The organism is Marinobacterium sp. MBR-109, assembly GCF_040547565.1.
Lineage (GTDB): Bacteria > Pseudomonadota > Gammaproteobacteria > Pseudomonadales > Balneatricaceae > Marinobacterium.
The window spans coordinates 66,699-92,429 of the sequence record NZ_JBEPPZ010000007.1; the positions used below are offsets into that span (position 1 = coordinate 66,699).

Consider the following 25,731-nt stretch of genomic DNA (forward strand, 5'->3'; position numbering starts at 1 on the left):
GGTCAAAGAGCAGGGTACTTTTTTTGGTTGGCTGATCACTGCCACAATTAAAGGTCTCAATTATGCGTGAATCGATGGAGTTTGATGTGGTCATCGTCGGGGCTGGGCCTGCCGGACTGTCTACGGCTTGCCGCCTAATGCAACAGGCGAAGGAGAGCGAACAAGAACTGACTGTCTGTGTGGTCGAGAAGGGTTCTGAGGTGGGTGCCCATATCCTCTCCGGCGCGGTGCTGGAAACGCGGGCGCTGGATGAACTCTTTCCTGACTGGAAAGAGCTTGGAGCACCGCTAAACACAGCAGTGACCGAGGACAAGGTCTACCTGCTCAAGGACGCAGACAAGGGCATCAAAATCCCCAACCTTTTTGTACCCAAGACCATGCACAACCAGGGAAACTACATCATCAGCCTGGGCAATCTGTGCCGCTGGCTTGCAGAACAGGCAGAAGCCCTGGGAGTGGAAGTCTTCCCGGGCTTTGCCGCGGCGGAAGTGCTTTACAACGATGATGGCAGCGTCAAGGGCATCGCCACCGGTGACATGGGCGTGACCGCCGAAGGCGAACAGGGTCCCAACTACATGCCGGGCATTGAGCTGCACGCCAAGTATACCGTCTTCTCCGAAGGCTGCCGGGGGCATCTGGGTAAGCAGCTTATCAACCGCTTTGAACTCTACAAGCAGAAGGACACCCAGCACTACGGCTTGGGCATCAAGGAGCTCTGGGATATCCCGGCGAAGCAGCACCAGCCCGGTTTGGTCGTTCACGGCTCCGGCTGGCCACTGGACAAGGACACCAGTGGTGGCTTCTTCCTTTACCACACCGACAACAACCAGGTGGTGGTCGGCCTGATCGTGGATCTTAACTATCAGAACCCGTACTTGAGCCCGTTCGACGAGTTTCAGCGGCTGAAGCACCACCCGGTGCTCAAGCCTCATCTGGACGGCGGCAAACGTGTTTCCTACGGTGCCCGTGCCATCGCCAAGGGCGGCTACAACTCGCTGCCGAAGATGACCTTCCCGGGGGGGCTGCTGATCGGTTGTGATGCCGGCACGCTGAACTTCAGCAAGATCAAGGGCACCCACACGGCGATGAAGTCCGGCATGCTGGCGGCTGAAGCGATCTTCGATGCGTTGAGCAAGGGTAACCAAGGCGGCAAGGACCTGAGTGGCTTTACCGATGCCTACAAGTCATCCTGGCTGTTCGATGAGCTGTACCGCTCGCGCAACTTCGGTCCGGCGATGCACAAGTTCGGCCAGCTGGCGGGCGGTGCGTTCAACTATATCGACCAGAACTGGTTCGGTGGCCGCATCCCGGTGACGTTGCACGACAACCACCCGGATCATGCCCAGATGGCACCAGCGGATCATTATGAGCCGATCAAATATCCCAAACCGGATGGTGTGCTCAGTTTCGACAAGCTGTCCTCGGTGTTCCTGTCCAACACCAATCATGAGGAAGATCAGCCCTGCCACCTGCAGCTGGCAGATGCCAGTATCCCGCTGAAGCAGAATCTGCCGATGTTTGCCGAGCCTGCACAGCGCTATTGCCCGGCGGGAGTCTACGAGATTGTTGGGAATGGCGAAGAGCAGCGATTCCAGATCAATGGCCAAAACTGCCTGCACTGTAAGACTTGTGATATCAAGGATCCAGCCCAGAATATTAATTGGAATATTCCTGAGGGAGGAGGGGGACCAAATTACCCTAATATGTGAGTATTAAATATTCTTGCGTGCATATATGAATGCGGTTTTATGGTTTTCATGTTTTTTATTTATTTTATTTATTTTATTTTAGGGATTCGAAAATGGAAACAGTAACCAATATTTTAGTTGTCGAGTCTGATATCGATGAATTTGATCATGTAAATAACGGTGCTTATGTTTCCTACCTTGAGAAAGGTAGAAGGCACTGGTATGAAGAGGCTGGTTTATCGATTGTTGAAATGAAAGAAAGAAAGGTCGGAGCCGTTCTTTTGAAATTGGATGTTTTATATAAAAAGGAATTACGTCTTGGTGACAATTTGAAAGTTAAAACCTGTCCTCAAAGAAAAGGAAATAAAAGTCTGACATTTAAGCAAGAGATTTTTAATAATAAGGATGAGTTAGTAACAGAAGCTATTGTTACCTGTGTTATGTTTGACATGGAAAAAAGAAGGAGTATTAAATTGCTCCACGATCTTGCAAAGCATTTTAAATGAATTAATATTTTTGGAAATTTTATTATAAATTTAAAAATAACATCTTTTTGAAAATTAATTTTTAGGTATTTAACTTTTTGATTGTCAGCGGATAAATCATTATTAAGCCAAGACATAAAATTGCTGTTTTTATAGTCAGTGATGCGACGTTGTATGCCTTCTATCATGGAGGGAGCTCCCTCAGTAACGCCTAATGTCTGCTATGGGCCAACTCCTGAAGTTCCGGCTGCTCTGGAACGGAGCCTACCATTCGGTTAGCCCGTTCGCATACAGAGTGGGTGTACGAAGGAAACGATATTGCTTTGGCCCAACATGCCAATGCAGCATCAAAATTTCAGCTCTTGGATATACTTAAATCTTGAATCTCCCCATAAACCTTTTCGGCTTCAGCCGTTAATTGCGAATATGTTCGGATATCTCCTTTTCTTTGAGCTTGCATTGCTTGTTCCAGCAGGAGTGAGTGCCTTTTTTTGAGCTTTTTGGTTGGGTCGCTCTTAAGAAATGCAAACATGGTTGGCTCCGTTTGTGGTTTCTCTACAGTACGGAAGGTAATGGATTTTGGCTCAACAAACCCTAAAGGAACCAATCCATGGCGTTGGAGCGGCCTGACTGAAATGCCCGTGGGCATCACTCCTCATGACGCTGCACATCGCCAGCCAGCGTCTCGGCCAATACCAGCAGCGGCTCAGCCCGCTCCAGGCCATCGATGAACCGTTGCGGAATCCCCGACAGCCCCGCCATCGCTCCGCTCAGGGCGCCGGTCAGCATAGCGCGGGCCATGTTTTGGCCGCCGCCGTTGATCGCGTGCAGCACCGCGGGCTCGAAGTCGTCCGTGAAGCGGGCCGCCAGATAGTAGGCGGCCGGGAACTGGTGGTAGACCGCGCACGGCAGGCCGTACAGCAGGCCCACCTGTGAAGCGGGTTCGATGCGAATGGCGTGGGCAGCGCGGGCAATGCAGGACGGCGTGAGCAGCGCATCGGGAGAGGCAAACAGGCCTTCATTCCGTTTTTCCTTTTGCGTGCGTGACGGGGCTTCGAGTTTGCCCTGTGTAATGGTGTGAAAGGGCAGTTCGCCGGTTTTGACCCGAGCCATCAGTTTGTCCGAGAGGTCGCTGTCGAGGCGATGGCCTTCTACCAGCATGCCCAGCACTGCGCCGAATGCGGTGGTCATGGCCATGACGGTGCCGTCTGTCTGGGTCAGTGCCGTGTTGGCCGTGACCGACCGGGCCAGCTCGCCGGGTGTGAGGGCGTAGCGCACGGCGATGGCGATGATGCGTTCCGCGGCTTCGGTGTTGTCGGCGTTGCCACCGATGGACCCCCAGGGCAGCCCCTGCTGAACGCGCTTGTGCCAGGCGTCCCGCATGGACTGGCTGGTGAAGCCGCCCGGGCCATGCATCGGGGTTCCGTCCAGTTGGGGGAACAGTTCGGTATCGAGCAGACGGCAGAAATCGGCCTCGTCATAGCCTCCACAGTCCACCAGTGAGCGCAGCGTCATCTCCAGCAGGATACCTGATTGCGAGGGCTGACCGGGTTCGAGTCCCTCGTGATAGCGTCCGGGGCGCGGGCGGGTGTAGGTGTCGATCCAGGGGCCGTAGTCGGCGACCAGTTGGTCCAGATCGTAATACCAGTGCGGCCCAACCCCCAGGGCGTCACCAATGAAGGCGCCCATCAGGGCCCCCATCGCCCTGTCACGGAGTCTGTCGTCGGTTGAGGGGGTGTTGTCATGCGCTGCCATGGGATTGCCTCACTCGGGTATGTGCAAATGTCACCTGTAGTGTAGACCCTGCAGCAGGGGGCACCTCCTTCGTCCTGGGTTCTCGGCCAGCCCCGGCGCTATCCATTCATTTTCCCCAATTCTGTTTAGTCTCAATGGACGATGAGACGCTGTACCTCCCTCCTGATAATGGGCAAAAGAACAAGACCCCGGAGGGATGTGATGATCGATATTCGCGAGTTGGGCTACCTGGTTGCCCAGTCTGAGAACCTGAAGGAATGGCAGGACTATGCCGAGAACGTACTCGGCATGATGAGCATGGACGCGCCGGAAGGCGGGCTCTACGTCAAGATGGACGAGCGTCCCTTCCGTATGCTGATTCTGGAAGGCAACGAGAATCGCTATCTAGCCTCCGGCTGGGAGCAGGCGTCCGAGGAAGCTTTTGCGGCGGCCATCGCCGAGCTGGATCAGAAGGGCATCGCTTGGGAAGCGGGGGATGCCGGCCTGTGCAACCAGCGCGCGGTGCAGCAGCTGGCCATTGTTCGCGATCCGGCGGGCAACCGTCATGAGCTGTACTGGGGCCATCGCTCCGAGTTCCTGCCATTCGTGTCACCGCAGGGCGTGCCGCGCTTTGTGACCGGCGCGATGGGGCTGGGCCATGTTGTTCTGCCGGCGCCCAACTTTGACGAAACCCGCGACTTCCTCAAGAACGTGCTCGGTTTCGGTCTCTCCGACATCATGAATCACAAGCCGGCGCCGGATGCCGATCCGCTGCGCATCCATTTCATGCACTGCAACAACGCTCGTCATCACAGCCTGGCCATTGCCGAGTTCCCGGTGCCGTCCGGCTGTGTTCACGCCATGGTGGAAGTGGACTGCATGACCGAAGTGGGGCGCGCCCATGACCGCATGCAGGCGCATGGCGTGAAGCTGTCCGCCACCCTGGGCGAACACCTCAATGACCGCATGACCTCCTTCTACATGAAGACGCCGTCCGGCTTCGATATGGAGTACGGCTTTGGTGGTCTGCAGGTGGACTGGAACGAGCACAGTGCCTTCGAATTTACCCGTGTCAGCGTTTGGGGCCATGACTTCTCGATCGGTTTCAAATAAGCGGCCCTGAGAAAGGAGTATTGAATGAACAAGCAGATGACAACCGCTGAAGCGGTAGCCCAGCTGCGCGATGGCATGACCATCGGCTTTGGTGGCTGGGGGCCGCGGCGCAAGCCGATGGCGATCGTGCGCGAGATCCTGCGCTCGGATGTAAAGGACCTGACCGTGGTGGCCTATGGCGGCCCGGAAGTGGGCATGCTCTGTGCGGCCGGAAAGGTCAAAAAGCTCATATTCGGTTTTGCCACACTGGATGCGATTCCACTGGAGCCCTGGTTCCGCAAGGTGCGCCAGGCGGGCGAGATCGAGGTGATGGAGCTGGACGAAGGCATGTTCCAGTGGGGCCTGCGAGCCGCCGGCATGCGTGTGCCCTTCCTGCCGACCCGCTGTGGTCTGGCGACCGATGTTCTGAAATACAACGACCTGCGCACCATTCGTTCGCCCTACGACGACGGCGAAGAGCTGCTGGCGATGCCGGCGCTGAATCTGGATATGGCCTTTGTTCATGTCAACAAGGCAGACACGCTGGGCAACACACTGATCACCGGCAGCGATCCCTATTTTGATCATCTGGTAGCCCGTGCCGCCGAGCGTTGCATCGTCTCGGCGGAAGAGGTGGTCGAACGCCTGGAACTGGATCGTGACACCGCTCGCCTCAACACCTTTGAACGCTATCTGGTACAGGGGGTGGTGCATGCACCCAAGGGTGCTCATCCGACAATGTGCGCGCCGAACTATGGCTGGGACCTGAGTCACCTCAAGCGCTATGTCGCCAGTGCCAGCGATGACAACGGCTGGCAGGTGTACATGGATGAGTTTGTGAACGGTGGCGAAGACGCCTATCAGGCCGCCAATGGTGGCGTTGCAGCGATGGGCAGCCTGCCGCTGCCGACATTCTGAGGAGAGGCACAATGACGACCCACTGTGAATTTACGCTGGCCGAACTGATGATTGTGGCCGCGTCCGAAGCCTTCCGCGGCGACGGTGAAATCCTTGCGTCCGGTCTGGGCATCATCCCGCGTCTGGGGGCCAGTCTGGCGAAGATGACTCATACCCCTGAACTGATGATGACCGACAGCGAGTGTCTTCTGGTCGAGGAGCCGATTCCGGTCGGCCCCCGTGGTGACTACGAGCCCAAGTATTCCGGCTACATGTCTTTTGAGCGCGTGTTCGAGTGCGTCTGGGGTGGCAAGCGCCACGCCATGATCGGCCCGACCCAGATCGACCGTTTCGGTCAGACCAACCTGTCCATCGTCGGTGACTACGACAAGCCGAAGGTGGCGATGCTGGGTGTGCGCGGTCTGCCGGGCAACAGCATCAACCACATCAACTCGCTGTTCGTGCCCAATCACAATACGCGCGCCTTCGTGGCAGGCGAGGTCGATATGGTCTCCGGCGTGGGCTACAACCCGGCGCGCTGGTCCGAGCATATGCGTCAGGACCTGATGGAGATCCGTCACATCGTCACCAACCTGTGCGTGATGGATTTCGAGGGGCCTGACCATGCCATCCGTGTGCGTTCCCTGCACCCGGGCGTGACCTTTGAAGAGGTTCAGGCCAATACCGGCTTTGAGCTGCTGAAGGCGCCGGACATGGGCGAAACCGCACACCCGACTGCCGAGCAGCTGGCAATCATCGCCAGACTGGACCCGCACAACCTGCGGGCCCGTCAGCTCAAGGATAACCCGCCGGGTATCCGCACCGCGTCCACCGACCAGTAACAGGAGCCTGTCATGACAGCAGCCAATCAAACGCAGGAATTCGTTCAGCGCGAAGACAAGTCGGTCTACGAGACCGAGCAGCCGGTGCTGTACAGCGTCAAGGATGGTATCGCCACCGTGACCATGAACCGGCCCGGGTTCAACAACGCGCAGAACTCGCAGATGACCTACGCCCTGGATGCGGCGTTTCGTCAGGCGGTGGATGACGACAGCGTCAAGGTGATCTTGCTGCGCGGCGAGGGCAAGCACTTCTCCGCCGGTCATGACATCGGCACCCCCGGCCGCGATATCAACAAGGAATTCGACCGCAGTACGCTGTGGTGGGACCACACCAACAAGCCCGGTGGCGAATACCTTTATGCCCGTGAGCAGGAAGTTTATCTGGGCATGTGCCGCCGCTGGCGCGATCTGCCCAAGCCGACCATCGCCATGGTGCAGGGCGCCTGTGTTGCCGGTGGTCTGATGCTGGCCTGGGTCTGTGACCTGATCATCGCCAGTGATGATGCCTTCTTCCAGGACCCGGTGGTGCGCATGGGGATTCCGGGGGTGGAGTACTTCGCCCATCCCTACGAACTCAACCCGCGTGTGGCCAAGGAGTTCCTGTTTCTGGGTGATCGCATGAGCGCCGAGCGTGCCCGTGAAATGGGTATGGTCAACCGGATTTTCAGCCGTGATGAGCTGGCCGATGCCACCTATGAGATCGCGGCCAAAATCGCCCGTCAGCCGCGCATGGGGCTGGCGCTGACCAAGCAGGTGATCAACCACGTTGAAGATCTGGCCGGCAAGCGCACCGGGATGGAGGCGGCCTTTGCCTGGCACCACTTTGCCCACGTACACAATGAACAGATCTCCGGTGACCTCTTGGGTGGCTACGACGCCAAGGGCATGGTGAAAGCGAACAAGGCAGAAGCGTCAGCCAACGGAGAGAAAGCATGAGTCCGCTGTTGCAGACCGAGCTGACCCGCCGTCTGGGCTGCCGCTATCCGATCATCCAGACCGCCATGGGCTGGGTGTCGGATGCCAATCTGGTGATCGCCACCACCAACGGCGGCGGCTTTGGCTTTCTGGCCGGTGCCACCATCGAACCGTCACAGCTGGAAGGTGAGATCAAGAAAGTGATCGAGGCCACCGGTGGCAGCAACTTCGGTCTCAACTTCCACATGTTCCAGGAAAACGCCATGCAGTGCGTGGAACTGGCGATTCAGTACCGCCTGAAAGCGGTCAGCTACGGCCGTGGTCCCGACAAGGAAACCATCGCCCGGCTGAAAGCCGCCGGTGTGCTGTGCATTCCGACCGTGGGTGCGCTCAAGCACGCGGTGAAAGCGGTGCAGCTGGGTGCCGACATGATCACCATCCAGGGCAGTGAAGGCGGCGGCCACACCGGTGGCGTACCGACCACGATTCTGCTGCCGCAGGTACTGGACGCCGTCGATGTGCCGGTGATTGCGGCGGGTGGCTACTCCACCGGTCGTGGTCTGGCTTCGGCGCTGGCGGCCGGTGCCGCCGGTATCGCCATGGGCACTCGCTTCATGATGACCTCGGACTCGCCTACGCCACAGCAGACACTGGAACGCTACCTTGCCGTGCAGGACCCGCAGAAAATCCGCGTCACTCTGGCGGTGGATGGCATGCGTCATCGCATGGTGGAAAACGCCTTCATCCACAAGCTGGAAGGGGCCAGCCCCCTGCGCAAGCTCTGGATTGCCTTGAGCAGCGCACGCCAGTGGCAGCGCGAGACCGGCATGACATTTGGCCACATGGTGAAAACATTCTTCAGGGCGGTGAAAGAGGACCCGGCGCAGATGTCACAGGTGGTGATGTCGGCCAATCAGCCGGTTCTGCTGCAACGCTCCATGGTTCAGGGCTTCCCTGACGAGGGCATTCTGCCCAGCGGTCAGGTGGCCGCCGCCATCAACGAACTGATCAGCGCACCGGAATTGATCGCAGCGATCGCCGGTGAGGCCGAAACCTGTCTGGAGGCGATCTGTTCCCGCGCCAATCGGCAGGCACTTGAGGAGGCATCCTGAAATGAGTACTGCATACACAACACAGATTGATAACGGTATCGCCGAAGTGGTGATCGACAAGCGTCCCGTGAATGCCCTGGACAGCCGCGAGTGGTTTGAGCTGGCCGAGGGGGTTGAAGCGCTGGGCCGCAATCCTGAAGTGCGCGTCATCGTCATTCGGGCCGAGGGGCGTGGCTTCTGCGCCGGCGTGGATATCAAGGAACTGGATCAGCACCCCGAGCGCATCGTCGCCGTCAATGGCGGCAACTACGCCACCTTCAAGGCGGTACATCGCTGTGAGGTGCCGGTGATCGTGGCCGTACACGGCTTTGTGCTGGGCGGCGGCATTGGCATTACCGGTGCGGCGGATATCGTGTTTGCGTCCGAGTGTGCCACCTTTGCGCTGCCGGAAGTGGATCGCGGTGCCATGGGGGGCGGTGCCCACCTGCAGCGCCTGTTCCCGGTACAGAAAGTGCGCCAGATGTTCTTCACCGGTGAAACCGTCACCGCGCAGGAAGCGGACCGCTACAACTTCATTGAAGCGATTGTGCCCAAGGCGCAGCTGCGTGAAACCGCACTGGCCACCGCGGCCAAAATCGCGGCCAAGAGCCCGGCCATGATCCGCATCGCCAAGGAGGCGCTGAACGGTATCGAGGACGGCAATCTGGAAGACAAGTATCGCTGGGAGCAGGGCTTCACCCTGCAGGCCTATACCAGTCCGGACTCGGCGGAAACCCGTCGTGCCTTTGTCGAAAAACGTGACGCCAGTTTCTGAGGTTCGCCATGGATCTGAATTATACCCCCCGCCAGCAGGCGTTCCGCCAGGAAGTGCGTGCGTGGCTCAAGGACAACCTGCCGGCACAGAAGCTGGCAAGCTATGACACCCGTGAAGGGTTCGAACAGCACCGTGAATGGGAGCGCAAGCTGTTTGAAGCGCGCCTGTCGATGGTGATGTGGCCGGAAGAGCTCGGTGGTCGCGGCTGTGACCTGATCGAGTGGCTGATCTTCGAAGAGGAATATTACGGTGCCGATGCGCCCATGCGCGTGAACCAGAATGGCCAGCTGCTGCTTGGCCCCACGCTGATGGAATTTGGTACCGAGGCGCAGAAAAAGCGCTTCCTGCCGCGCATGGCGGCCAGTGACGACATGTGGGCGCAGGCCTGGTCCGAGCCCAACGCCGGGTCCGATATGGCGGCGATCTCTTCCAAGGCGATCCGTGATGGCGATCACTACGTGATCAACGGCCAGAAAACCTGGTCCACCCGTGCCATCTACGCCGACTGGGCCTTTGGCCTGTTCCGCTCCGATGCCGACTCCAAGCGCCACCATGGTCTTTCGTTCCTGATGGTGCCGCTGGATGCCGAGGGTGTGACCATTCGCCCGATCAAGGCGCTGAACGGCAAGGATGCGTTTGCCGAGATCTTCTTCGACAACGTGCGTGTGCCGGTGGAAAACCGCATCGGCGAAGAGGGCAGCGGCTGGCACGTGGCCATGGCCACCGCCGGTTTCGAGCGCGGGCTGCTGTTGCGCTCGCCGGCCCGCTTCCAGCAGCCGGTACGCAAATTGATCGAGCTGTACAAGGCCAACCAGGCCACCGCGGACCGTGACCCGAGCATTCGCGAGGCGGTGATGGATGTCTGGGCCGGTGCCGAGTCCTACGCGCTGTCGGCCTATCAGTCCGTTGGCCGTCTGGCCCGTGGCGAGAAGATCGGTGCCGAGTCCAGCATCAACAAGATCATCTGGTCCGAACTGGATCTCAAAATCCATGAAACCGCGATGCGCATTCTGGGTGCACGTGGCGAACTGTTGAGCAGCGCAGCGCAGAACGAGGATGACTATGGCTGGCTGGAGGGCTTCCTCTTTGCCCAGGCCGGACCGATCTACGCCGGTGCCAACGAGATTCAACGCAACATAATCGCCGAGCGCATGCTCGGCCTGCCAAAAGCCTGAGGTGCGCCATGGACTTCACTTTTACCGATGACGAACGCGCCTTCCAGGAAGCGATCAGCCGCTTCCTGATGACCGAAGCGGCCCCGGAAGCACTGCGCGAAATCTGGGAAACCGACAGCGGCCGCTCGCCGGACCTGCGCAACAAAATGGCCGAACAGGGGCTGACGGCGCTGTCTGTGCCGGAAGTGGCCGGTGGCCTTGGCATGGGTGATGTGGCCTGGTCACTGATGACCCAGGAGCTGGGTTACTACGGCATCCCCGATTCATTGGCCGATACCGCCTATGTGGCAACCAGCATGATTGCCGCACTGCCCGAGTCGGTCAGCGACCGCAACGGCTGGCTGGAACAGATTGCCGAAGGCAGCCTGCGCATCGCCGTGGGTCATCCCGTCAACCCGCTGGTGGCGGATGCGCACATGGCGGACTTTGTGCTGCTGAACCACGAAGGCGAAATTCACGCCGTGCCGCGTTCGCTGATCGACGTTGAGCAGAACCCCAGCATCGACTCTTCGCGGCGTCTGTGCCGCGTGATGTGGGAGCCCAACAGTGCAACCCGTATCGCCGATGCCGACACCGGTGCGCCGATCTGGGAAGCGGCACTGAACCGCGGTGCGCTTTCGGTCGCGGGTCAGTTGCTGGGGCTGGCTCAGCGCATGCTGGACCTGTCGGTGGACTATGTGGCCCAGCGCAAGCAGTTCGGCAAGCCGATCGGCAGCTTTCAGGCGGTCAAACACCATCTGGCCGACGTGGCAGGCAAGATCGAGTTCGCCAAGCCGGTACTGTATCGCGCCGCCTATTCCCTGCAGCACGGCAACCCCGATGCCGCGCTCCACATCTCTCAGGCACACATTGCCTGCGGCGAAGCGGCTCATCTGGCAGCCCGTCATGGCATTCAGGTACATGGCGCCATGGGATACACCTGGGAAGTGGACCTGCAGATGTTCATGAAACGCACCTGGGCACTCGAATCTTCATGGGGTGACCATGGATTCCACAAGGCGCGTATCAGCGACGCCATTTTTGCTGACGGCGCGCCCTTGGGCCCGGGTCAGACATTCGGGAGGTCATGATGGCTGAAGCCTATATTGTCGATGCCCTGCGCTCGCCCACCGGACGCCGCAAGGGGGGACTGTCCCATGTCCATGCCATTGATCTGGGCGCCCACGTGCTCAAGGCGCTGGTGGAACGCAACTCCATACCGGCCGACGAGTATGACGATGTCATCTTTGGCTGTGTCGATACCATCGGCTCTCAGGCCGGTGATATCGCTCGTACCAGCTGGCTGGCTGCCGGTCTGCCGCTCAACGTGGCCGGCACCACCGTGGACCGTCAGTGCGGTTCGTCACAGCAGGCGCTGCACTTCGCGGCCCAGGCGGTGATGAGCGGCACTCAGGACGTGATCGCCGTGGGCGGCGTCCAGACCATGACCCAGATTCCGATCTCCGCCGCCATGCTGGCCGGTCAGCCCTACGGCTTCACCACGCCCTTTGCCGAGAGCAAGGGCTGGCAGGCCCGCTTCGGTGATGCGCCGGTGAACCAGTTCTATGCCGCTCAGCGCATCGCTGACCATTGGGGCATCAGCCGCGCCGACATGGAGGCCTTCGCACTGGAAAGCCATCGCCGTGCCATCGCGGCGATTGAAGCCGGTCACTTCGAGCGCGAGATCGTGCCCCTTGAAGGTGTTATCCGCGACGAAACCCCGCGCCAGACCACGCTGGAAAAAATGGCCGAGCTGGAACCGGTGGACCCGACCTACCCGTCGATCACCGCCGCCGTGTCCAGTCAGACCTGTGATGCCTCCGCTGCATTGCTGGTGGTATCCGAGGCGGCACTCAAGCGCTACAACCTGACGCCGCGTGCCCGCATCCATCACATCAGTGTCTGCGGTGACGATCCCATCTGGCACCTGCGGGCACCGATTCCGGCCACGCAGGCCGCGCTGAAGAAAGCCGGCATGAGCATGGATCAGATCGATCTGGTCGAAATCAACGAAGCCTTCGCATCCGTGGTGATGTCATGGCTGCAGGAAACCGGCTACAGCCACGACAAGACCAACGTCAACGGCGGCGCCATTGCGCTGGGTCACCCGCTGGGGGCCACGGGGGCGCGCCTGATGACCGGTCTGTTGCATGAGCTGGAGCGCCGTGGTGGCCGTTACGGTCTGCAGACTATGTGCGAAGGCGGTGGTCAGGCAAACGTCACGATCATTGAAAGGCTGGATTAACGCTCCAGTCCCAAGCATCCATTTTAAGGTTTTTTAGGCTCGCTGCGGCGGGCCCAGGGGGAAGCTATGTCTATTCTGCAAGGCCGTGTGGCCATCATTACCGGTGCGGGCGGTGGTTTGGGTGCCGCTCATGCCAAAGTGTTTGCGGCCGAAGGTTGCTCCGTGGTGGTAAACGACATCAATGAAGCCGCGGCTCAGGCCGTAGTGGACGAGATCACGGCGGCCGGTGGCAAGGCGATCGTCAACACCTCCGACATTACGAATTACGAAGACAGCGCCAACGCGGTGAAACAGGCCATCGAGAGCTTCGGTGATCTGCACATCGTGCTGAACAACGCCGGTGTGAACCGCGACCGCATGTTCGCGTCCATGACCGAACAGGAGTGGGACACCATCATGTCGGTGCACCTGAAAGGGCACTTCTGCATCGCTTCCCATGCCGTTCACTACTGGCGTGATCAGGTCAAGGCCGGCAAGCCGGTTGCCGCACGCATCATCAACACCACCTCCGGTGCGGGCCTGCAGGGCTCCATCGGCCAGTCCAACTACGCCGCGGCCAAGGGCGGCATTGCCGCGCTGACGCTGAACCAGGCCGCCGAGCTGGGCCGTTACGGCATCACCGCCAACGCGGTCGCGCCGGCCGCGCGTACCGGCATGACCACCGCCGTTGAAGCCATGGCGACCCGCATGGCCAAGCCGGAAGACGGCAGCTTCGACTACTGGGCACCGGAAAACGTGTCTTCACTGCTGGCCTGGCTGGCATCCGAGGAAGCAGGCGATGTCACCGGCAAGGTGTTCGAGTCTGAAGGCGGTCGCATCTGCATCTGTGACGGCTGGCGCACCACCGAAGGCGTGGACAAGGGTGACCGTTGGCAGCCGTCCGAGCTGGGTGAAGTGGTACACAAACTGATTAAAGACGCCGTTCCGGCACAGAAAGTCTGGGGCAGCTGAGGAGAACACAGATGAGCACTATTCCGAAATACGTTGAAGGTCACGGTCTGCTCAAGGGCAAGTCCGTGTTGATTACCGCGGCAGCCGGGGCGGGCATCGGGTTCTCCGCAGCGAAACGCGCCGCCGAAGAAGGCTGCCGTGCGCTGATGATCTCCGACATTCACCCGCGCCGTCTGGAAGAGGCGGTTGCAGCACTGAAACAGGAGACCGGTCTGGAAGCGATCTACGGTCAGCTGTGTAACGTCACCGTGGAAGAGGATGTACAGGCACTGATCCTGGCCGCCGAGGACGCGCTGGGCGGTGTTGATGTGCTGATCAATAACGCCGGTCTTGGCGGTCAGAAAACCGTAGTCGAAATGACCGATGAGGAGTGGCACCGGGTGCTGGATATCACCCTGACCGGCACCTTCCGCATGACCCGCGCCATGCTGCCGCACATGCAGGCCCGCGGTGCCGGCACCATCGTCAACAACGCCTCGGTGCTGGGCTGGCGTGCGCAGAAAGAGCAGGCACATTACGCCGCGGCCAAGGCCGGTGTGATGGCACTGACCCGCTGCAGTGCATTGGAGGCGGCCGAACATGGCGTGCGCATCAACGCGGTATCGCCGTCCATCGCGCTGCATGACTTCCTCAAGAAAGCCTCCAGCGAAGAGCTGCTGGCGCAGCTGGCCAGCCGCGAGGCCTTCGGTCGTGCCGCCGAGGTATGGGAAGTGGCCAACGTGATGATGTTTCTGGCCAGCGATTACTCGTCCTACATGACCGGTGAAGTGCTCTCGGTCAGCTCTCAGCACGCCTAAGGAGATTGAGGATGGCAAACCAGACGTTTGGCAGCGCCGAGGCGCTGCTGGCCGCCGAAGGGATGGATCTGGGCTGCAGCGAGTGGCTGGAGATCACCCAGGAGCGGATCAATCTTTTTGCCGAGGCCACCGGGGATCAGCAGTGGATTCATGTTGATCCGGTGAAGGCCGCTGACGGCCCGTTCGGCAAATGCATTGCCCACGGCTATCTGACCCTGTCGCTGGTGAACCTGTTTCTGCCGCAGTTGATGGCGGTGGAAAACCTGCAGATGGGCGTCAACTACGGCTGCGACAAGGTGCGCTTCCCGGCGGCGGTGCCGGTGGGCAGCCGCATTCGTGGCCGCGGTGAAGTGATCGCCGTGGAAGCGATCAAACAGGCGGTGCAGGCCACCGTGCGCGTGACCGTCGAGATCGAAGGCAGTGACCGTCCCGGTTGCGTCATCGACACCATCAGCCGTTACACCTTCAATCCGGCTCAGTCAGGAGAATCGAGATGAGCGAAGCAGTCATTGTATCCACGGCGCGTACCGCGCTGACCAAGTCGTTCCGCGGCTCCTTCAATGATACCGAAGCGCCGGTGCTTGGCGGCCATGTGGTCCGTGCTGTTGTTGAGCGCGCCGGTATCGAACCGGAAGCGGTGGAAGACGTGATCATGGGCGCGGCGGTACAGCAGGGCACTCAGGCCTATAACATTGGCCGTCTCTGTGCCTATACCGGCGGCCTGCCGGACAGTGTGCCCGGTATGGCGCTGGATCGCATGTGTGCCTCCGGTCTAATGACCATCGGTGTCGCCGCCAAGAGCATCATCGCCGGTGAAATGAAAATCGCCATCGCCGGTGGTGTCGAGTCGCTGTCACTGACCCAGACCAAGCACAAGAATACCTATCGCGCCCAGTCCGAAGCGGTGAAGGGCGTGGTGCCGAGCGCCTACATCCCGATGATCGAAACCGCCGAGATCGTGGCCGAGCGCTATGGCATCAGTCGTGAAGAACAGGACCGTTACGCCCTGCAGAGCCAGCAGCGCACGGCCGCCGCGCAGGAAGCGGGTCTGTTCGATGACGAGATTGTGCCGCTGAAAGCTCAGCAGTTGATGTTTGATGCCGATCGCAAGCCGGCCGGTCATAAGGAAGTGGTTGCAGATCGTGACGAGTGTAATCGCCCGCAGACCACCTATGAAAGCCTGTCTGAACTGGCGCCGGTCTGGAAGGACGGCCAGTGGGTCTCTGATGGCAAGCATGTCACCGCCGGTAACGCGTCCCAGTTCTCGGACGGTGCCTCTGCGGCGCTGCTGATGAGCCGTGAAGAGGCGGACCGTCGTGGTATCGCGCCGTTGGGCATTTACAAGGGCATCGCGGTAGCGGGCTGCAAGCCGGAAGAGATGGGCATAGGTCCGGTCTATGCGATTCCCAAGCTGCTGGAGCGCTTCAACCTCAAAGTGGACGATGTCGGTTTGTGGGAGATCAACGAAGCTTTTGCCAGTCAGGTGCTGTACTGCCGCGACACCCTGGGCATCCCCAATGACCGCCTGAACGTGAACGGTGGGGCCATCTCCATCGGCCATCCGTTCGGCATGTCCGGTGCACGCATGGTGGGTCATGCCCTGATCGAAGGCCGTCGCCGTGGCGTGAAGTATGTGGTTATCGCCATGTGCATCGGCGGTGGCATGGGGGCGGCGGGTCTGTTTGAAGTCTGCCCCTGATCGACGGAAAAGGCGTCCTGTGGGGCGCCCTGTCTTGAAAACGCTCAAATACAAGGACAAGAACATGAGCCAGAAACTGTTTGAACTTGAAGGTCTGGTGGCGCTGGTGACCGGAGCCGGTCAGGGCATGGGCCTGGGTGTTGCCCGTGCGTTGGCAACCCAGGGGGCCAGGGTCGTGATCAATGACTATTACGCCGAGCGTGCCGAGAGCGCCGTGGCTCAGCTGCGTGAAGAGGGCTTTGACGTCTGCGCTGCGCCGGGTGATATCACCGATGCGCAGGTGCGTGAAAGCATCGTGGTTACCGCCGAGCGTGAGTTCGGGCCGGTCAGCATTCTGGTCAACAACGCCGGTGTCCCGCCGGGCATGCCGGACTCATTGCGTCACTTCAAGGATCTGGCCGACGAGGATTTCGAACGCCAGCTGGACCTCAACCTGCGCGCCATTCTAGGTCTGACCCGACGTGTCGTCGATGGCATGGTGGAGCAGGGCTTTGGACGCATCATCATTATCAGCTCCGAGTCCTGGCGCCAGGGGCTGCAGTTTGGCCTGACCAACTATGCCGCTGCCAAGTCTGCCGCCCTGGGTTTCATGCGTCATCTGGCTCACGAGGTTGGGCGCAAGGGCATCACCGCCAACGCGGTATCGCTGGGCACCATGAACAACTTTGGCGATTACGCCGAGTATGCCAAGGCAACTGCCGTTGGGCGTACCGGCACGCCGGAAGATGTGGGGGCGGCGGTGGCCTATCTGGCCTCTCGCGAGGCCTCCTGGATGTCCGGTCAGGTGCTGCCCCTCAACGGCGGCTCCATTACTTCCTGAGGCTGAACCGTCATGCGACGCACCCGCGAAGAAGCCGAAGCGACACGGCTTGCGATTATGGAGAAGGGACTGGAGCTGTTCTCCGAGCAGGGCGTAGCCGCGACCCGATTGAGTGATATCGCTCGGGACGCCGGCTTTACACGCGGTGCGATCTATTGGCACTTCAAGAACAAATGGGATCTGTTTGATGCCATCTGTGAATTCTATTCGCAGCCGTTCAAGCAGCTCAGTGATGCCAGCCTGTCTGATCAGGAGCAGGACCCATTGGGCAAGCTGCGTCAGTTGCTGGTGGGTCTGCTGAGCAAGATCGAATTTGATCAAAGCTTCAGACGCATGATGGTGATGTTCATCCGTGAAAGCTCGGGGATCTGTGTGGGCGAGATATCCGACCCGGTTGCTCAGTTCATGCAGTACCAGCATCAGCGCCGATTGAGCGTGATTCGTAACGCGATCAAGCGTGGGCAGTTGCCTGCCAGCATCGATCCCGAGGCGGCATCCTGGCTGATCAAGGCGATGGTGGATGGCTATATCACCAGCTGGCTTCAACGCAGCGACTATTTTTCGATTTCAAGTAATGCAGACGTGTTTGTGGATACGGTGATCGCCAGCCTGAGTGCGTTACAGCCTGTTCCGGACTCTGTCGATGATGAGGTATGTACATTATGAGTCGTGAATCGATGGAATTTGATGTGGTGATCGTCGGTGCCGGTCCGGCAGGGCTGTCAGCGGCCTGTCGCCTGATGCAGCAGGCTCAGGCGGCCGAACGGGAGTTGACCGTCTGTGTGGTGGAGAAAGGCTCCGAAGTCGGTGCTCATATCCTGTCGGGGGCGGTGATGGAGACCCGCGCCCTGGATGAACTCTTTCCCGATTGGAAAGAGCAGGGCGCGCCGTTGAATACGGCAGTGACCGCTGACCGCGTGGTTATGCTCAAGGATGCCGAGCGCACGACGGTATTGCCGAATGCGTTTGTTCCCAAGCCGATGCACAACGACGGCAACTATATCGTCAGTGTGGGCAACCTGTGCCGCTGGCTGGCCGAGCAGGCCGAAGGTCTTGGTGTGGAAGTGTTCCCGGGCTTTGCCGCTGCCGAGGTGCTTTATCACGAGGATGGCAGCGTAAAGGGCATCGCCACCGGTGATATGGGTGTGACGGCTGCAGGCGAACAGGGCCCCAACTACATGCCGGGTATGGAGCTACACGCAAAATACACCCTGTTTACCGAAGGGTGCCGTGGTCATCTGGGCAAGCAGTTGATCAGTCGCTTCAAGCTGGACCGGGATGCGGACCCCCAACACTACGGCATCGGCATCAAGGAGCTATGGGACATCGACCCGGCCAAACATCAGCCCGGTCTGGTGGTGCACGGCTCCGGCTGGCCACTGAGTGAGTCCGGCGCCAGTGGCGGTTTCTTCCTTTACCACACCGATGACAACCAGGTAGTCGTGGGTCTGATCACCGACCTGAACTACTCCAACCCCTGGCTGAGCCCGTTTGACGAGTTTCAGCGTATGAAGCACCACCCCGAGATCAGCCGCGTGCTGGAGGGGGGCAAGCGTGTGGCCTATGGTGCCCGTGCCATCGCCAAGGGCGGCTTCAATGCGCTGCCCAAGATGACCATGCCGGGCGCACTGTTGCTGGGGTGTGATGCCGGGACGCTCAACTTCAGCAAGATCAAGGGTACGCATACGGCGATGAAGTCCGGCATGCTGGCCGCGGAATCAGTGGCCGAAGCGCTTCTGGCCGGTGATGAGGGAGGGCGTGACCTGTCCGGTTACAGCGATGCGTTCAAGGCATCCTGGTTGTATGACGAACTGTATCGCTCACGCAACTTCGGTCCGGCCATGCACAAACTGGGCACCTGGCTGGGCGGCGCCTTCAACTATATCGACCAGAACTGGTTTGGCGGACGGATTCCGCTGACACTGCATGACACCGAGCATGACCACGCCCAGCTGAAGCCGGCGGATCAGTCCCCGAAGATCGACTATCCCAAGCCAGATGGCGTGCTCTCGTTCGACAAGCTCTCGTCAGTATTCCTGTCCAATACCAACCATGAGGAAGACCAGCCCTGCCATCTGCAGCTGAAAGACGCGAGCATTCCGATCAGTCACAACCTGCCGACATATGCCGAGCCGGCACAGCGTTACTGCCCTGCAGGTGTGTATGAGGTAGTGGAAGGCGAGGGCGGCCCACAGTTCCAGATCAACGCGCAGAACTGCGTTCACTGCAAAACCTGCGATATCAAGGACCCGGCCCAGAACATCACCTGGGTAGTGCCCGAAGGTGCCGGAGGCCCGACATACCCCAACATGTAGCGGCCTGAAACTGCCCTGCACAGCGCTCTAGTCCATTTGGACGATTCGCGGTGCGGGCTGCAGGTAGAAGGTAGCTCTGGAACAAGCAAAAAGTGGGAGATCACAATGATAAAAAACAGATCCCGCCTTGCCACCATCTTTGCTCAGTGTCTGATATTTACAGCTTTGGCAGGGCTTGTGACAGTGTCTTACGTTAAAAATCAGCCGAAAGGTTCAACAGAGCATCATTATGATTTTTTTGGTGGATCTCAGATTTTTAACGTCTATGACTATCTGATCAGCTCATACCACCCGGAAGGGTACGACCCCAACAAAGTTGATGTGATTACACACAGTGGTCTTACTCACTGAAAAAAGCATAATAAGTGGCGCTGTTCAGTGACCAGAAGTTCTCAGTGTCACTGAACCTCGGCCTTTTACGAAAGGTAACAATACCTATTACTTGATGTGATAGCCTTTGATGTAGCCATACTAGCTTATGCTTACCCGAATAATTGAACAACTAATTGATACATAGCAAAGCATGTCAGGATGGTTTTGCCCGAGGTCTACATTCAGTTGTGAGTAGGCTGTTGTTTTATGTCAGCCTCTTCAAATGTTATAATAGGCATCTAATATAAATATTATGTGGCTAAAACCTTCCATATAAAATAGTTATTGCCAAGTTGACTCAACTCCATCCAAAATTCATCGTTCTCAGCCGAAGAGGCTGTTTTACCCTCTTCAAACTCTACCAGCCCCGCCAACGTAAGCAGTGTCACCAGACGATGTTTCACAACATGAGCAAATACCTCACCGGGCTCCCGGTACATATGGAAGCCGTCCTCATCGAGCTCGGCCAACATATGCGGAAAAAGCTCCCTCAGATAGTTGGTTGCATCTATGCTATTGAGCTTGTCCTGCTGTGTGTGCAGACGGTAAAGCAAAGCCAATGCCGTTAAGCGGATCGATGGCATTGCCGGATAGTTATCCACATAGGCCCAGTTGAATTGGGTAAACAGCCCCTGCATCAGGGTGTGGAAGGCAGCAGCCCAGTCCTGCTTTTTCAGAATGGTCTGGCCTTTTCGTGTAAGTACTAACTGACCTTTGACGACGCGGCACAGGCCGCTCACCATTGAGATGATGCGGCTGTAATGCACTGGTGGCACATCTTCTTCGGATCGATAGCCGCGTTGCCAGATAAATCGATTGTAGTGCAACAGAGCGGGATCGACTGCATCGACCATTTTGCGCACGACCGCCAGTGGCAGGTTGCCTTTTTTGGTCAGTTTGATGCCCTTTTCTTCAGCGCAGTCGGCCAGTGTCTTGAACAGCGCCAACAGTGGCGAGTTTTCAGGCATAGCCGCTGTAGGGTTAAACTGCAGCACTTCCGGTGCTTCAAAGGGGTGATAGAGTAACTGATGCAGCAGGTGAGGCGACATCGGCAGCTCAACCAGCGGTTGTTCATCATCTTCCATGATGTGAAGCAAAAACTGATCAATAAATGCCTGTCTGATCATGTCGGACTCAAACTCACCCTGCTGTAATAACCGGTCAATTTCAGGCTGTACGGACTTGAAGGCCTCAAAGAGCTCATCATGAACCAGCAACGGGCTGTAGTGGTGCATCGCCTCCAATCGGGCATTAACAGACTTTTTATCGAAGTAAGCAGGATCAAAAGAGTCAGTGCCCAGCCAGTTACACAACTCATCATACTCTTCATTCTGAGGGTCTTTCAGAATAGCGACAAGGTGTTGGTAGCCCGTTATCCCACCACAAGACTCGGGTGGGCAGGCATTTTCACCGGCGAGGCAGATTGCCTCGCTCGGTTGTGCGCCAATTAATGGCAGTGATTTTTCCATACGAATACGATGTCGCCAGCCGTCACCAAAATCGTATTCGTAGAACAGCTCCGGCTTGGCAGTCGTTAGGATATCCTGCAAACGAGCTGTTGTATCGTCCTGCCATTCCTCAAAGCCCTGGTCGATGACTTCTTCATCAGTGAAGAATTGTTGATCAGCGGTGACGAAGCAGTAGTAGTGCAGATCCTGCCAACCCATCGCGGCCTGTAAAATGGGATGCAGCTCACTGAGTTTTACCTCGGAGGGTATTAGAAGGCGGCGCCACACAGCAGGTTGAACGTTCTCCAGTTCAATGTGAAGTTGATAGAGGGTGCTGGACTGAGTGGCCATTGGCAGATCCGACTGGGAAAAACACTATCGTACCAGACGGTTGTGGAAATGTGAGAGCGAGAGACTGGAACTTCAGGGTGTATTGAGGGAGGTGTTACGGGCCGGTCATGCCGGTATGACTGGCCCGGGGAGTAAAAGGCGCTTCAGGCAGCGTACCGCCGTTCGGCCACCAACAACTCGATCACCATTATGCGGATGGTTTTTGGTGTAGTGGTATCTGCGAGTAGTGCGCTCAAGCGAAGATTCAGTTCATCTCGGTGTGGTCCTGGCGCTGAATGAGTAAGCGTATTCAGATAATGAGTCATAAAATGCCGGAACGAACGGGCGGTATTCGGTGCTTCTTCCAGCAGAGAAAATGTGTGTTCAATCCGCCAGACAACGGCATTGAGGTATGCTTTCCAGAGTCCGTGTTCTTTGACTGAGAAGCTGGTTTTAAATGCTTTTCCACCTGCTGTATTAGGTGCCTGCACACGGAATTGATGAGAGATATTGCCGTTGCGGTGAGGGTTGGCTTTGCAGTGCCATGATATCCCCGTCAGCCCGGTTGGATTATGGTAATTGTAGGTTGGCAGTACGCGCTTCTCTTCCAGTGAGGAGACTAGCTCATCGCGCGCGCGCATGGCCGCTGCCAGTGCTTGATCTCGGCTACCGTAGGCAGCATTGCCGAAAAACAGCTGATGGCGCTTGCCGTTGACGTGTTTACGAACCATGAACCCTGAGTCGACTTCGGTAATATTCTTCATGGCGGGATCTTTATCGGACATAGACGTTATCCTTAAAAGTTAATACGGGGGTTGTATGCAGCAGTACTCAGATAAAAATTCAAGCTGACTTGTACACAGGTTGATTGGTGGCGGGGAGCCAAAGGCGCTGGTGCTTGCTGCTGAGCATGCCCCGCTTTGAATAGTTGCGTGAAACCCACTTATGGGTGCTACTCATGGCGCTTTGTCCATCGGCATCCCGGAGATACCGAGCCAAAGTCGTCATTGCGGGTTTCCCATAGCGTGCTCCGGGTGATGCGCAGGTCCAAACATGCCGCAACATGTTGGCAATATCCGGCATTGCACGATCCAGGTAGGACAGTCCAACGGAGCACAGCTCCAGAGTCAGCTGATCATGATCCATTAGCAATGCCATGGGTTGCTGAAAGCCACCCTTGCGATAGGTCCTCGTCTTACCAATGTCGTGCAGGAGCCCGGCGATGAATCCAGCTTCTTGCATCTCGATCGGCATTTCGGGTTCGTTCAGTTGGATCATTCCAATCACATTACGTGCAACCGACAGTGAATGCTCCAGTAATCCTCCAGGGTAGGCGTGATGATCATTCTGACTGGCCGGCAGTTGCATGAACGCTTGCAGGCGATCACGGCGTTCAAGTACCAGCTTCACGAAGTGCTGAAGGGGCTTGGTTTTCAAGCCAACAATTGCATGTACCAGCTGGTCTGAAATATCCGGCAAAGGACAGAGATCCCGAGGCAGAGTATAGAGGCAGGGAAGAGACATAAACTGGTCCAGCTTGGGCTTGCCAATATAGGTCAGGTAGAGCACGGGGATCTGATCCTCCCAGACACAGTGCCCCATTACCTCAACCAGCGACAGGTGACCCAATGCATCGGCCTCGATCCAGCACTGTGCGTTGGCAAATGCCGTATATGTCATGCTCCAGCAGCTGAGTTTCAACTCATGAACAGGTTCTCCGTCCTGATCGGTGTGGGTGACCAGGCTGGTGATGCGCAGAAGGTCGTGATACGGCTGTGTATGGTCAGCCAGAGTGTTAGAAATGTTCATAACGCTTCTCCTGTCAGTCGGATGACTGGTCGTTCTTGTCTTTATGAGTGCGAACAAGGTTTTCAAATGCAGAGCCGTCCATTCGCGTCAGGTTGGGGATATAGCGCGAGTAGACCTTGAACAGCATTTCTGTGGATGAGTGTCCAAGGAATCGAGCGACCCATTCTGCGACCTCTCCAGACGCCAGCAGCAGCGTGGCGCAGGTATGGCGAGTCTGATAAGGACGGCGTTTTTTGAGTCCGAGATAACGCAGGAGCGGATACCAGACACGCTTGGTAACGTTGTTCTGATCCAATGGCTTGCCTTCGGTATTGCAGAACACATAGGGGCTCAACCGGCCGGTACTCTGGAACTGGTCTTTCAACGCGTCATACACAGGGCCAAGCATCGGAATCTCTCGCTGGGAGCCATCGGTCTTGGTGTATTCCGTCTGACCAGCGATCAAGGTCTCTCGAACCAGAATCTGGCGTTTGTCGAAGTCGACGTACTCCCATTTGAGACCATCGATCTCGCCAGAGCGCATGCCGGTAAAGAACCGCAGGGTGTAGTAGTTGCGGTAGTCTTCACGCACGTTTTCAATGATGCGATTGACTTCAAGTAGTGAGAAAGGCTCGATGTGTACCTTCTGCAACCGCAGTGGCTTGATATTCCGGTAAGGGTTCTCAAAGCCGAAACGATCCGATGCCTCGTCCATAATTAGCTTCACTAAGCCCATGCGGTTATTCAGGCTTTTGGCTGAGATGAACGTGTTCCCGTTGCGTCCTGGAATCTTTGACTGCTGGCTGCGATACTCCATCAGATCGCCCTTGGTGACCTGATCGATCGATTTTTCACCAAAAAATGGCAAGATGGAACTGTCCAGCAGTGAGCGCACATTGCGTATATGCGAGTTACGCCATTCAATTTTGACTTCAGAGAACCACTGCTCGGCAAACTCTGAGAAGAGAGGGCAGCTGCTGCCGCTGTTCTTCTCGTTGCTCTCAGTTGCTGCAACAAAGTTAGGCTTTTCAGCAAACTTTTTGACATTTTTACTGGTTGGGAAAAAATCCGCATAGTTGAACTGGTCGAGCACAATCAATGCTTCGATGCGCTTCAACAAAGCCTCCACTTTCTTCTTGTTTGCCGGGCTATCGGGCAGGGCTGTCTGTTCCCTGCAGCGCACACCCATGTAGCTGAAGTCCATGTAGAGGTTGCCAGTTTCTTTCCGTGCCCGGACCTTACCCATAGCACACCCCGCCGTTTGCCATCGGGATCTCTAGGCTGCTGGTATGTGTAGCGTTGAGCATGTCTTCTTCGATGGTCTCCCAGATGTAGAGGATCTTCCGGCCACCGAAAGGGCGAATGTAGTGCTTGCCTTCAATAAGCACTGAGTCCTTCAGGTTCTGCCGGATAGTGCGAGGGTCGTACTTGATGCGGGAGGACAGCTCTTCCGTTGTCAGATATGTGTTATTCATGAGATCATGCCTCTTCGTCTTTAAGCTATCGTTTGATGATTTAAATTATCATCTGATTGTTAATATAACACCCCAGATGATTATTTCAAGCATCTTGTGATAATTATTTTTATCAGAGGTATGCATGATTCGTTATCACCTCAAGGAACTGATCGCCGAAAAGGAATTCCAGGAGAAAAGAAGGATTACTGTTTCTGAGATTGCACAGGAAACGGGAATCAACAGGATGACCCTGTCGAAGATGTTGAACCACCAAGGCAGTAGTACGGTGACGGATAACCTGGATAAGCTCTGTTTTTACTTCAATTGTGAGATTGAGAGCCTCATAACGCATGTCAAAGATGAGGGGGGGAGAGGGTGACCCTCTGACTCAGTAGTAGAGTGGTAGCCAGTACGGAGTGTGTTCAGGCCTCTGGAGCCGCTGTGGTCACGGAGGCCTGGAGGTAGAACAACAAAGGGAGATTTCCTCGAATCCACTCTGGATGAGCAGACGGGCGATCAGTGTAAGGAAAGGGCACTCAAAACTTGGCGCTGGCTCGTGTGAAGCGCCAAGAGTACAGATGATAGGCAAGGATGCCTTAAGGTCAGGACAAAAAGCGACCAGTTGGATGGGAGCGTTTTTATGTCACAGGTTTTGTCACAACTTGTCACATGACAGTGTTCTGAACACACAACGAAAAAAGGCAGACCGGTAAGTACCTGATCTGCCTCTTAAAATTTGGTAGCGGGGGCTGGATTTGAACCAACGACCTTCGGGTTATGAGCCCGACGAGCTACCAGACTGCTCCACCCCGCATCAACTTGATGACGCGTATACT

26 protein-coding genes and 1 tRNA gene are annotated in these 25,731 nt (G+C 57.4%); 19 read left to right on the forward strand and 8 right to left on the reverse strand.

Annotation, left to right across the window (positions count from 1 at the left end):
- Nucleotides 1–62 precede the first annotated feature (62 nt).
- Together ABIE60_RS10475 and ABIE60_RS10480 are read left to right on the forward strand one after the other, a co-directional pair.
- Nucleotides 63–1,709, forward strand: coding sequence for an electron transfer flavoprotein-ubiquinone oxidoreductase (locus ABIE60_RS10475; protein ID WP_354469353.1), 1,647 nt, complete (start codon nt 63–65; stop codon nt 1,707–1,709).
- Nucleotides 1,710–1,801: 92 nt separating this feature from the next.
- A complete protein-coding gene (locus ABIE60_RS10480) occupies nt 1,802–2,194 on the forward strand; it encodes an acyl-CoA thioesterase (RefSeq protein ID WP_354469354.1) in 393 nt (130 codons plus the stop codon).
- Between the two features lie 334 nt (nt 2,195–2,528).
- Here ABIE60_RS10480 and ABIE60_RS10485 read toward each other — a convergent pair whose 3' ends face one another.
- Nucleotides 2,529–2,822, reverse strand: a complete 294-nt coding sequence (locus tag ABIE60_RS10485; RefSeq protein ID WP_354469355.1) for a DUF6435 family protein — start codon at nt 2,820–2,822, stop codon at nt 2,529–2,531.
- The gene (locus ABIE60_RS10490; protein ID WP_502914950.1) at nt 2,822–3,928 is read right to left on the reverse strand and encodes an ADP-ribosylglycohydrolase family protein; all 1,107 of its coding nucleotides are present in this window, start codon (nt 3,926–3,928) and stop codon (nt 2,822–2,824) included. Before ABIE60_RS10490 ends, ABIE60_RS10485 begins: the two co-directional genes overlap by 1 nt.
- Before the next feature lie 201 nt (nt 3,929–4,129).
- Between ABIE60_RS10490 and ABIE60_RS10495 the strand changes: the two genes are divergently transcribed.
- The 16 genes from ABIE60_RS10495 to ABIE60_RS10570 all read left to right on the forward strand — a co-directional run bounded on the left by ABIE60_RS10495 (nt 4,130) and on the right by ABIE60_RS10570 (nt 19,500).
- Nucleotides 4,130–5,020, forward strand: a complete 891-nt coding sequence (locus tag ABIE60_RS10495; RefSeq protein ID WP_354469357.1) for a VOC family protein — start codon at nt 4,130–4,132, stop codon at nt 5,018–5,020.
- Nucleotides 5,021–5,044: 24 nt separating this feature from the next.
- Complete coding sequence (locus tag ABIE60_RS10500; protein WP_354469358.1) at nt 5,045–5,917, forward strand: CoA transferase subunit A; 873 nt, start codon at nt 5,045–5,047, stop codon at nt 5,915–5,917.
- A gap of 11 nt (nt 5,918–5,928) precedes the next feature.
- A complete protein-coding gene (locus ABIE60_RS10505; RefSeq protein WP_354469359.1) occupies nt 5,929–6,738 on the forward strand; it encodes a CoA-transferase subunit beta in 810 nt (269 codons plus the stop codon).
- A 12-nt stretch (nt 6,739–6,750) separates the two neighbouring features.
- A complete protein-coding gene (locus tag ABIE60_RS10510) occupies nt 6,751–7,674 on the forward strand; it encodes an enoyl-CoA hydratase (protein WP_354469360.1) in 924 nt (307 codons plus the stop codon).
- Nucleotides 7,671–8,765 carry an NAD(P)H-dependent flavin oxidoreductase gene (locus ABIE60_RS10515; protein ID WP_354469361.1) on the forward strand — a complete coding sequence of 365 codons (1,095 nt, stop codon included), beginning with the start codon at nt 7,671–7,673 and terminating at the stop codon, nt 8,763–8,765. Before ABIE60_RS10510 ends, ABIE60_RS10515 begins: the two co-directional genes overlap by 4 nt.
- Nucleotide 8,766: 1 nt before the next feature.
- Entirely contained in the window at nt 8,767–9,519 is a 753-nt protein-coding gene (locus tag ABIE60_RS10520) for an enoyl-CoA hydratase family protein (RefSeq protein ID WP_354469362.1), read from the forward strand.
- Between the two features lie 8 nt (nt 9,520–9,527).
- A complete protein-coding gene (locus ABIE60_RS10525) occupies nt 9,528–10,694 on the forward strand; it encodes an acyl-CoA dehydrogenase family protein (RefSeq protein WP_354469363.1) in 1,167 nt (388 codons plus the stop codon).
- An 8-nt stretch (nt 10,695–10,702) separates the two neighbouring features.
- On the forward strand, nt 10,703–11,764 hold the full coding sequence (locus tag ABIE60_RS10530; RefSeq protein WP_354469364.1) for an acyl-CoA dehydrogenase family protein: 1,062 nt from the start codon (nt 10,703–10,705) through the stop codon (nt 11,762–11,764).
- Entirely contained in the window at nt 11,764–12,918 is a 1,155-nt protein-coding gene (locus tag ABIE60_RS10535; RefSeq protein ID WP_354469365.1) for an acetyl-CoA C-acetyltransferase, read from the forward strand. Before ABIE60_RS10530 ends, ABIE60_RS10535 begins: the two co-directional genes overlap by 1 nt.
- Before the next feature lie 66 nt (nt 12,919–12,984).
- Nucleotides 12,985–13,869, forward strand: a complete 885-nt coding sequence (locus ABIE60_RS10540) for an SDR family oxidoreductase (protein ID WP_354469366.1) — start codon at nt 12,985–12,987, stop codon at nt 13,867–13,869.
- Between the two features lie 11 nt (nt 13,870–13,880).
- Entirely contained in the window at nt 13,881–14,666 is a 786-nt protein-coding gene (locus ABIE60_RS10545; RefSeq protein ID WP_354469367.1) for an SDR family oxidoreductase, read from the forward strand.
- Between the two features lie 11 nt (nt 14,667–14,677).
- On the forward strand, nt 14,678–15,163 hold the full coding sequence (locus ABIE60_RS10550; RefSeq protein WP_354469368.1) for a MaoC family dehydratase: 486 nt from the start codon (nt 14,678–14,680) through the stop codon (nt 15,161–15,163).
- On the forward strand, nt 15,160–16,365 hold the full coding sequence (locus ABIE60_RS10555; protein WP_354469369.1) for an acetyl-CoA C-acyltransferase: 1,206 nt from the start codon (nt 15,160–15,162) through the stop codon (nt 16,363–16,365). Before ABIE60_RS10550 ends, ABIE60_RS10555 begins: the two co-directional genes overlap by 4 nt.
- 64 nt (nt 16,366–16,429) lie before the next feature.
- A complete protein-coding gene (locus ABIE60_RS10560) occupies nt 16,430–17,185 on the forward strand; it encodes an SDR family NAD(P)-dependent oxidoreductase (protein WP_354469370.1) in 756 nt (251 codons plus the stop codon).
- A 12-nt stretch (nt 17,186–17,197) separates the two neighbouring features.
- Nucleotides 17,198–17,851, forward strand: a complete 654-nt coding sequence (locus ABIE60_RS10565) for a TetR family transcriptional regulator (protein ID WP_354469371.1) — start codon at nt 17,198–17,200, stop codon at nt 17,849–17,851.
- Entirely contained in the window at nt 17,848–19,500 is a 1,653-nt protein-coding gene (locus tag ABIE60_RS10570; RefSeq protein WP_354469372.1) for an electron transfer flavoprotein-ubiquinone oxidoreductase, read from the forward strand. The genes ABIE60_RS10565 and ABIE60_RS10570 overlap by 4 nt, the downstream gene beginning before the upstream one ends.
- Before the next feature lie 623 nt (nt 19,501–20,123).
- On the opposite strand, the gene ABIE60_RS10575 is transcribed toward ABIE60_RS10570, so the two are convergent.
- The 5 genes from ABIE60_RS10575 to ABIE60_RS10595 all read right to left on the reverse strand — a co-directional run bounded on the left by ABIE60_RS10575 (nt 20,124) and on the right by ABIE60_RS10595 (nt 24,913).
- Complete coding sequence (locus tag ABIE60_RS10575) at nt 20,124–21,671, reverse strand: plasmid pRiA4b ORF-3 family protein (RefSeq protein ID WP_354469373.1); 1,548 nt, start codon at nt 21,669–21,671, stop codon at nt 20,124–20,126.
- A gap of 143 nt (nt 21,672–21,814) precedes the next feature.
- Entirely contained in the window at nt 21,815–22,435 is a 621-nt protein-coding gene (locus ABIE60_RS10580) for a hypothetical protein (RefSeq protein WP_354469374.1), read from the reverse strand.
- A gap of 58 nt (nt 22,436–22,493) precedes the next feature.
- Nucleotides 22,494–23,459, reverse strand: coding sequence for a TraI domain-containing protein (locus ABIE60_RS10585; RefSeq protein ID WP_354469375.1), 966 nt, complete (start codon nt 23,457–23,459; stop codon nt 22,494–22,496).
- Nucleotides 23,460–23,472: 13 nt separating this feature from the next.
- On the reverse strand, nt 23,473–24,684 hold the full coding sequence (locus ABIE60_RS10590; protein WP_354469376.1) for an Arm DNA-binding domain-containing protein: 1,212 nt from the start codon (nt 24,682–24,684) through the stop codon (nt 23,473–23,475).
- Nucleotides 24,677–24,913: a hypothetical protein gene (locus ABIE60_RS10595; protein ID WP_354469377.1), complete on the reverse strand. Its 237-nt coding sequence runs from the start codon at nt 24,911–24,913 to the stop codon at nt 24,677–24,679. Before ABIE60_RS10595 ends, ABIE60_RS10590 begins: the two co-directional genes overlap by 8 nt.
- Nucleotides 24,914–25,037: 124 nt before the next feature.
- Here ABIE60_RS10595 and ABIE60_RS10600 point away from each other — a divergent pair, with 124 nt between their 5' ends.
- Nucleotides 25,038–25,274 (forward strand): helix-turn-helix domain-containing protein, encoded by a 237-nt coding sequence (locus tag ABIE60_RS10600; RefSeq protein WP_354469378.1) that lies wholly within the window; start codon nt 25,038–25,040, stop codon nt 25,272–25,274.
- A gap of 358 nt (nt 25,275–25,632) precedes the next feature.
- Here ABIE60_RS10600 and ABIE60_RS10605 read toward each other — a convergent pair.
- Nucleotides 25,633–25,709: transfer RNA gene (locus tag ABIE60_RS10605), tRNA-Met, on the reverse strand.
- Nucleotides 25,710–25,731 lie beyond the last annotated feature (22 nt).

What these genes read in the sequence shown, in the direction of transcription:
- ABIE60_RS10580 (WP_354469374.1), bottom strand. Translation starts at nt 22,435, where the DNA reads ATGTCCGATAAAGATCCCGCCATGAAGAATATTACCGAAGTCGACTCA.
- ABIE60_RS10550 (WP_354469368.1), top strand. Translation starts at nt 14,678, where the DNA reads ATGGCAAACCAGACGTTTGGCAGCGCCGAGGCGCTGCTGGCCGCCGAA.
- ABIE60_RS10600 (WP_354469378.1), top strand. Translation starts at nt 25,038, where the DNA reads ATGATTCGTTATCACCTCAAGGAACTGATCGCCGAAAAGGAATTCCAG.
- ABIE60_RS10485 (WP_354469355.1), bottom strand. Translation starts at nt 2,822, where the DNA reads ATGCCCACGGGCATTTCAGTCAGGCCGCTCCAACGCCATGGATTGGTT.
- ABIE60_RS10510 (WP_354469360.1), top strand. Translation starts at nt 6,751, where the DNA reads ATGACAGCAGCCAATCAAACGCAGGAATTCGTTCAGCGCGAAGACAAG.
- ABIE60_RS10530 (WP_354469364.1), top strand. Translation starts at nt 10,703, where the DNA reads ATGGACTTCACTTTTACCGATGACGAACGCGCCTTCCAGGAAGCGATC.
- ABIE60_RS10490 (WP_502914950.1), bottom strand. Translation starts at nt 3,928, where the DNA reads ATGGCAGCGCATGACAACACCCCCTCAACCGACGACAGACTCCGTGAC.
- ABIE60_RS10475 (WP_354469353.1), top strand. Translation starts at nt 63, where the DNA reads ATGCGTGAATCGATGGAGTTTGATGTGGTCATCGTCGGGGCTGGGCCT.
- ABIE60_RS10480 (WP_354469354.1), top strand. Translation starts at nt 1,802, where the DNA reads ATGGAAACAGTAACCAATATTTTAGTTGTCGAGTCTGATATCGATGAA.
- ABIE60_RS10575 (WP_354469373.1), bottom strand. Translation starts at nt 21,671, where the DNA reads ATGGCCACTCAGTCCAGCACCCTCTATCAACTTCACATTGAACTGGAG.
- ABIE60_RS10505 (WP_354469359.1), top strand. Translation starts at nt 5,929, where the DNA reads ATGACGACCCACTGTGAATTTACGCTGGCCGAACTGATGATTGTGGCC.
- ABIE60_RS10570 (WP_354469372.1), top strand. Translation starts at nt 17,848, where the DNA reads ATGAGTCGTGAATCGATGGAATTTGATGTGGTGATCGTCGGTGCCGGT.
- ABIE60_RS10565 (WP_354469371.1), top strand. Translation starts at nt 17,198, where the DNA reads ATGCGACGCACCCGCGAAGAAGCCGAAGCGACACGGCTTGCGATTATG.
- ABIE60_RS10540 (WP_354469366.1), top strand. Translation starts at nt 12,985, where the DNA reads ATGTCTATTCTGCAAGGCCGTGTGGCCATCATTACCGGTGCGGGCGGT.
- ABIE60_RS10515 (WP_354469361.1), top strand. Translation starts at nt 7,671, where the DNA reads ATGAGTCCGCTGTTGCAGACCGAGCTGACCCGCCGTCTGGGCTGCCGC.
- ABIE60_RS10585 (WP_354469375.1), bottom strand. Translation starts at nt 23,459, where the DNA reads ATGAACATTTCTAACACTCTGGCTGACCATACACAGCCGTATCACGAC.
- ABIE60_RS10595 (WP_354469377.1), bottom strand. Translation starts at nt 24,913, where the DNA reads ATGAATAACACATATCTGACAACGGAAGAGCTGTCCTCCCGCATCAAG.
- ABIE60_RS10500 (WP_354469358.1), top strand. Translation starts at nt 5,045, where the DNA reads ATGAACAAGCAGATGACAACCGCTGAAGCGGTAGCCCAGCTGCGCGAT.
- ABIE60_RS10525 (WP_354469363.1), top strand. Translation starts at nt 9,528, where the DNA reads ATGGATCTGAATTATACCCCCCGCCAGCAGGCGTTCCGCCAGGAAGTG.
- ABIE60_RS10590 (WP_354469376.1), bottom strand. Translation starts at nt 24,684, where the DNA reads ATGGGTAAGGTCCGGGCACGGAAAGAAACTGGCAACCTCTACATGGAC.
- ABIE60_RS10545 (WP_354469367.1), top strand. Translation starts at nt 13,881, where the DNA reads ATGAGCACTATTCCGAAATACGTTGAAGGTCACGGTCTGCTCAAGGGC.
- ABIE60_RS10555 (WP_354469369.1), top strand. Translation starts at nt 15,160, where the DNA reads ATGAGCGAAGCAGTCATTGTATCCACGGCGCGTACCGCGCTGACCAAG.
- ABIE60_RS10520 (WP_354469362.1), top strand. Translation starts at nt 8,767, where the DNA reads ATGAGTACTGCATACACAACACAGATTGATAACGGTATCGCCGAAGTG.
- ABIE60_RS10535 (WP_354469365.1), top strand. Translation starts at nt 11,764, where the DNA reads ATGGCTGAAGCCTATATTGTCGATGCCCTGCGCTCGCCCACCGGACGC.
- ABIE60_RS10495 (WP_354469357.1), top strand. Translation starts at nt 4,130, where the DNA reads ATGATCGATATTCGCGAGTTGGGCTACCTGGTTGCCCAGTCTGAGAAC.
- ABIE60_RS10560 (WP_354469370.1), top strand. Translation starts at nt 16,430, where the DNA reads ATGAGCCAGAAACTGTTTGAACTTGAAGGTCTGGTGGCGCTGGTGACC.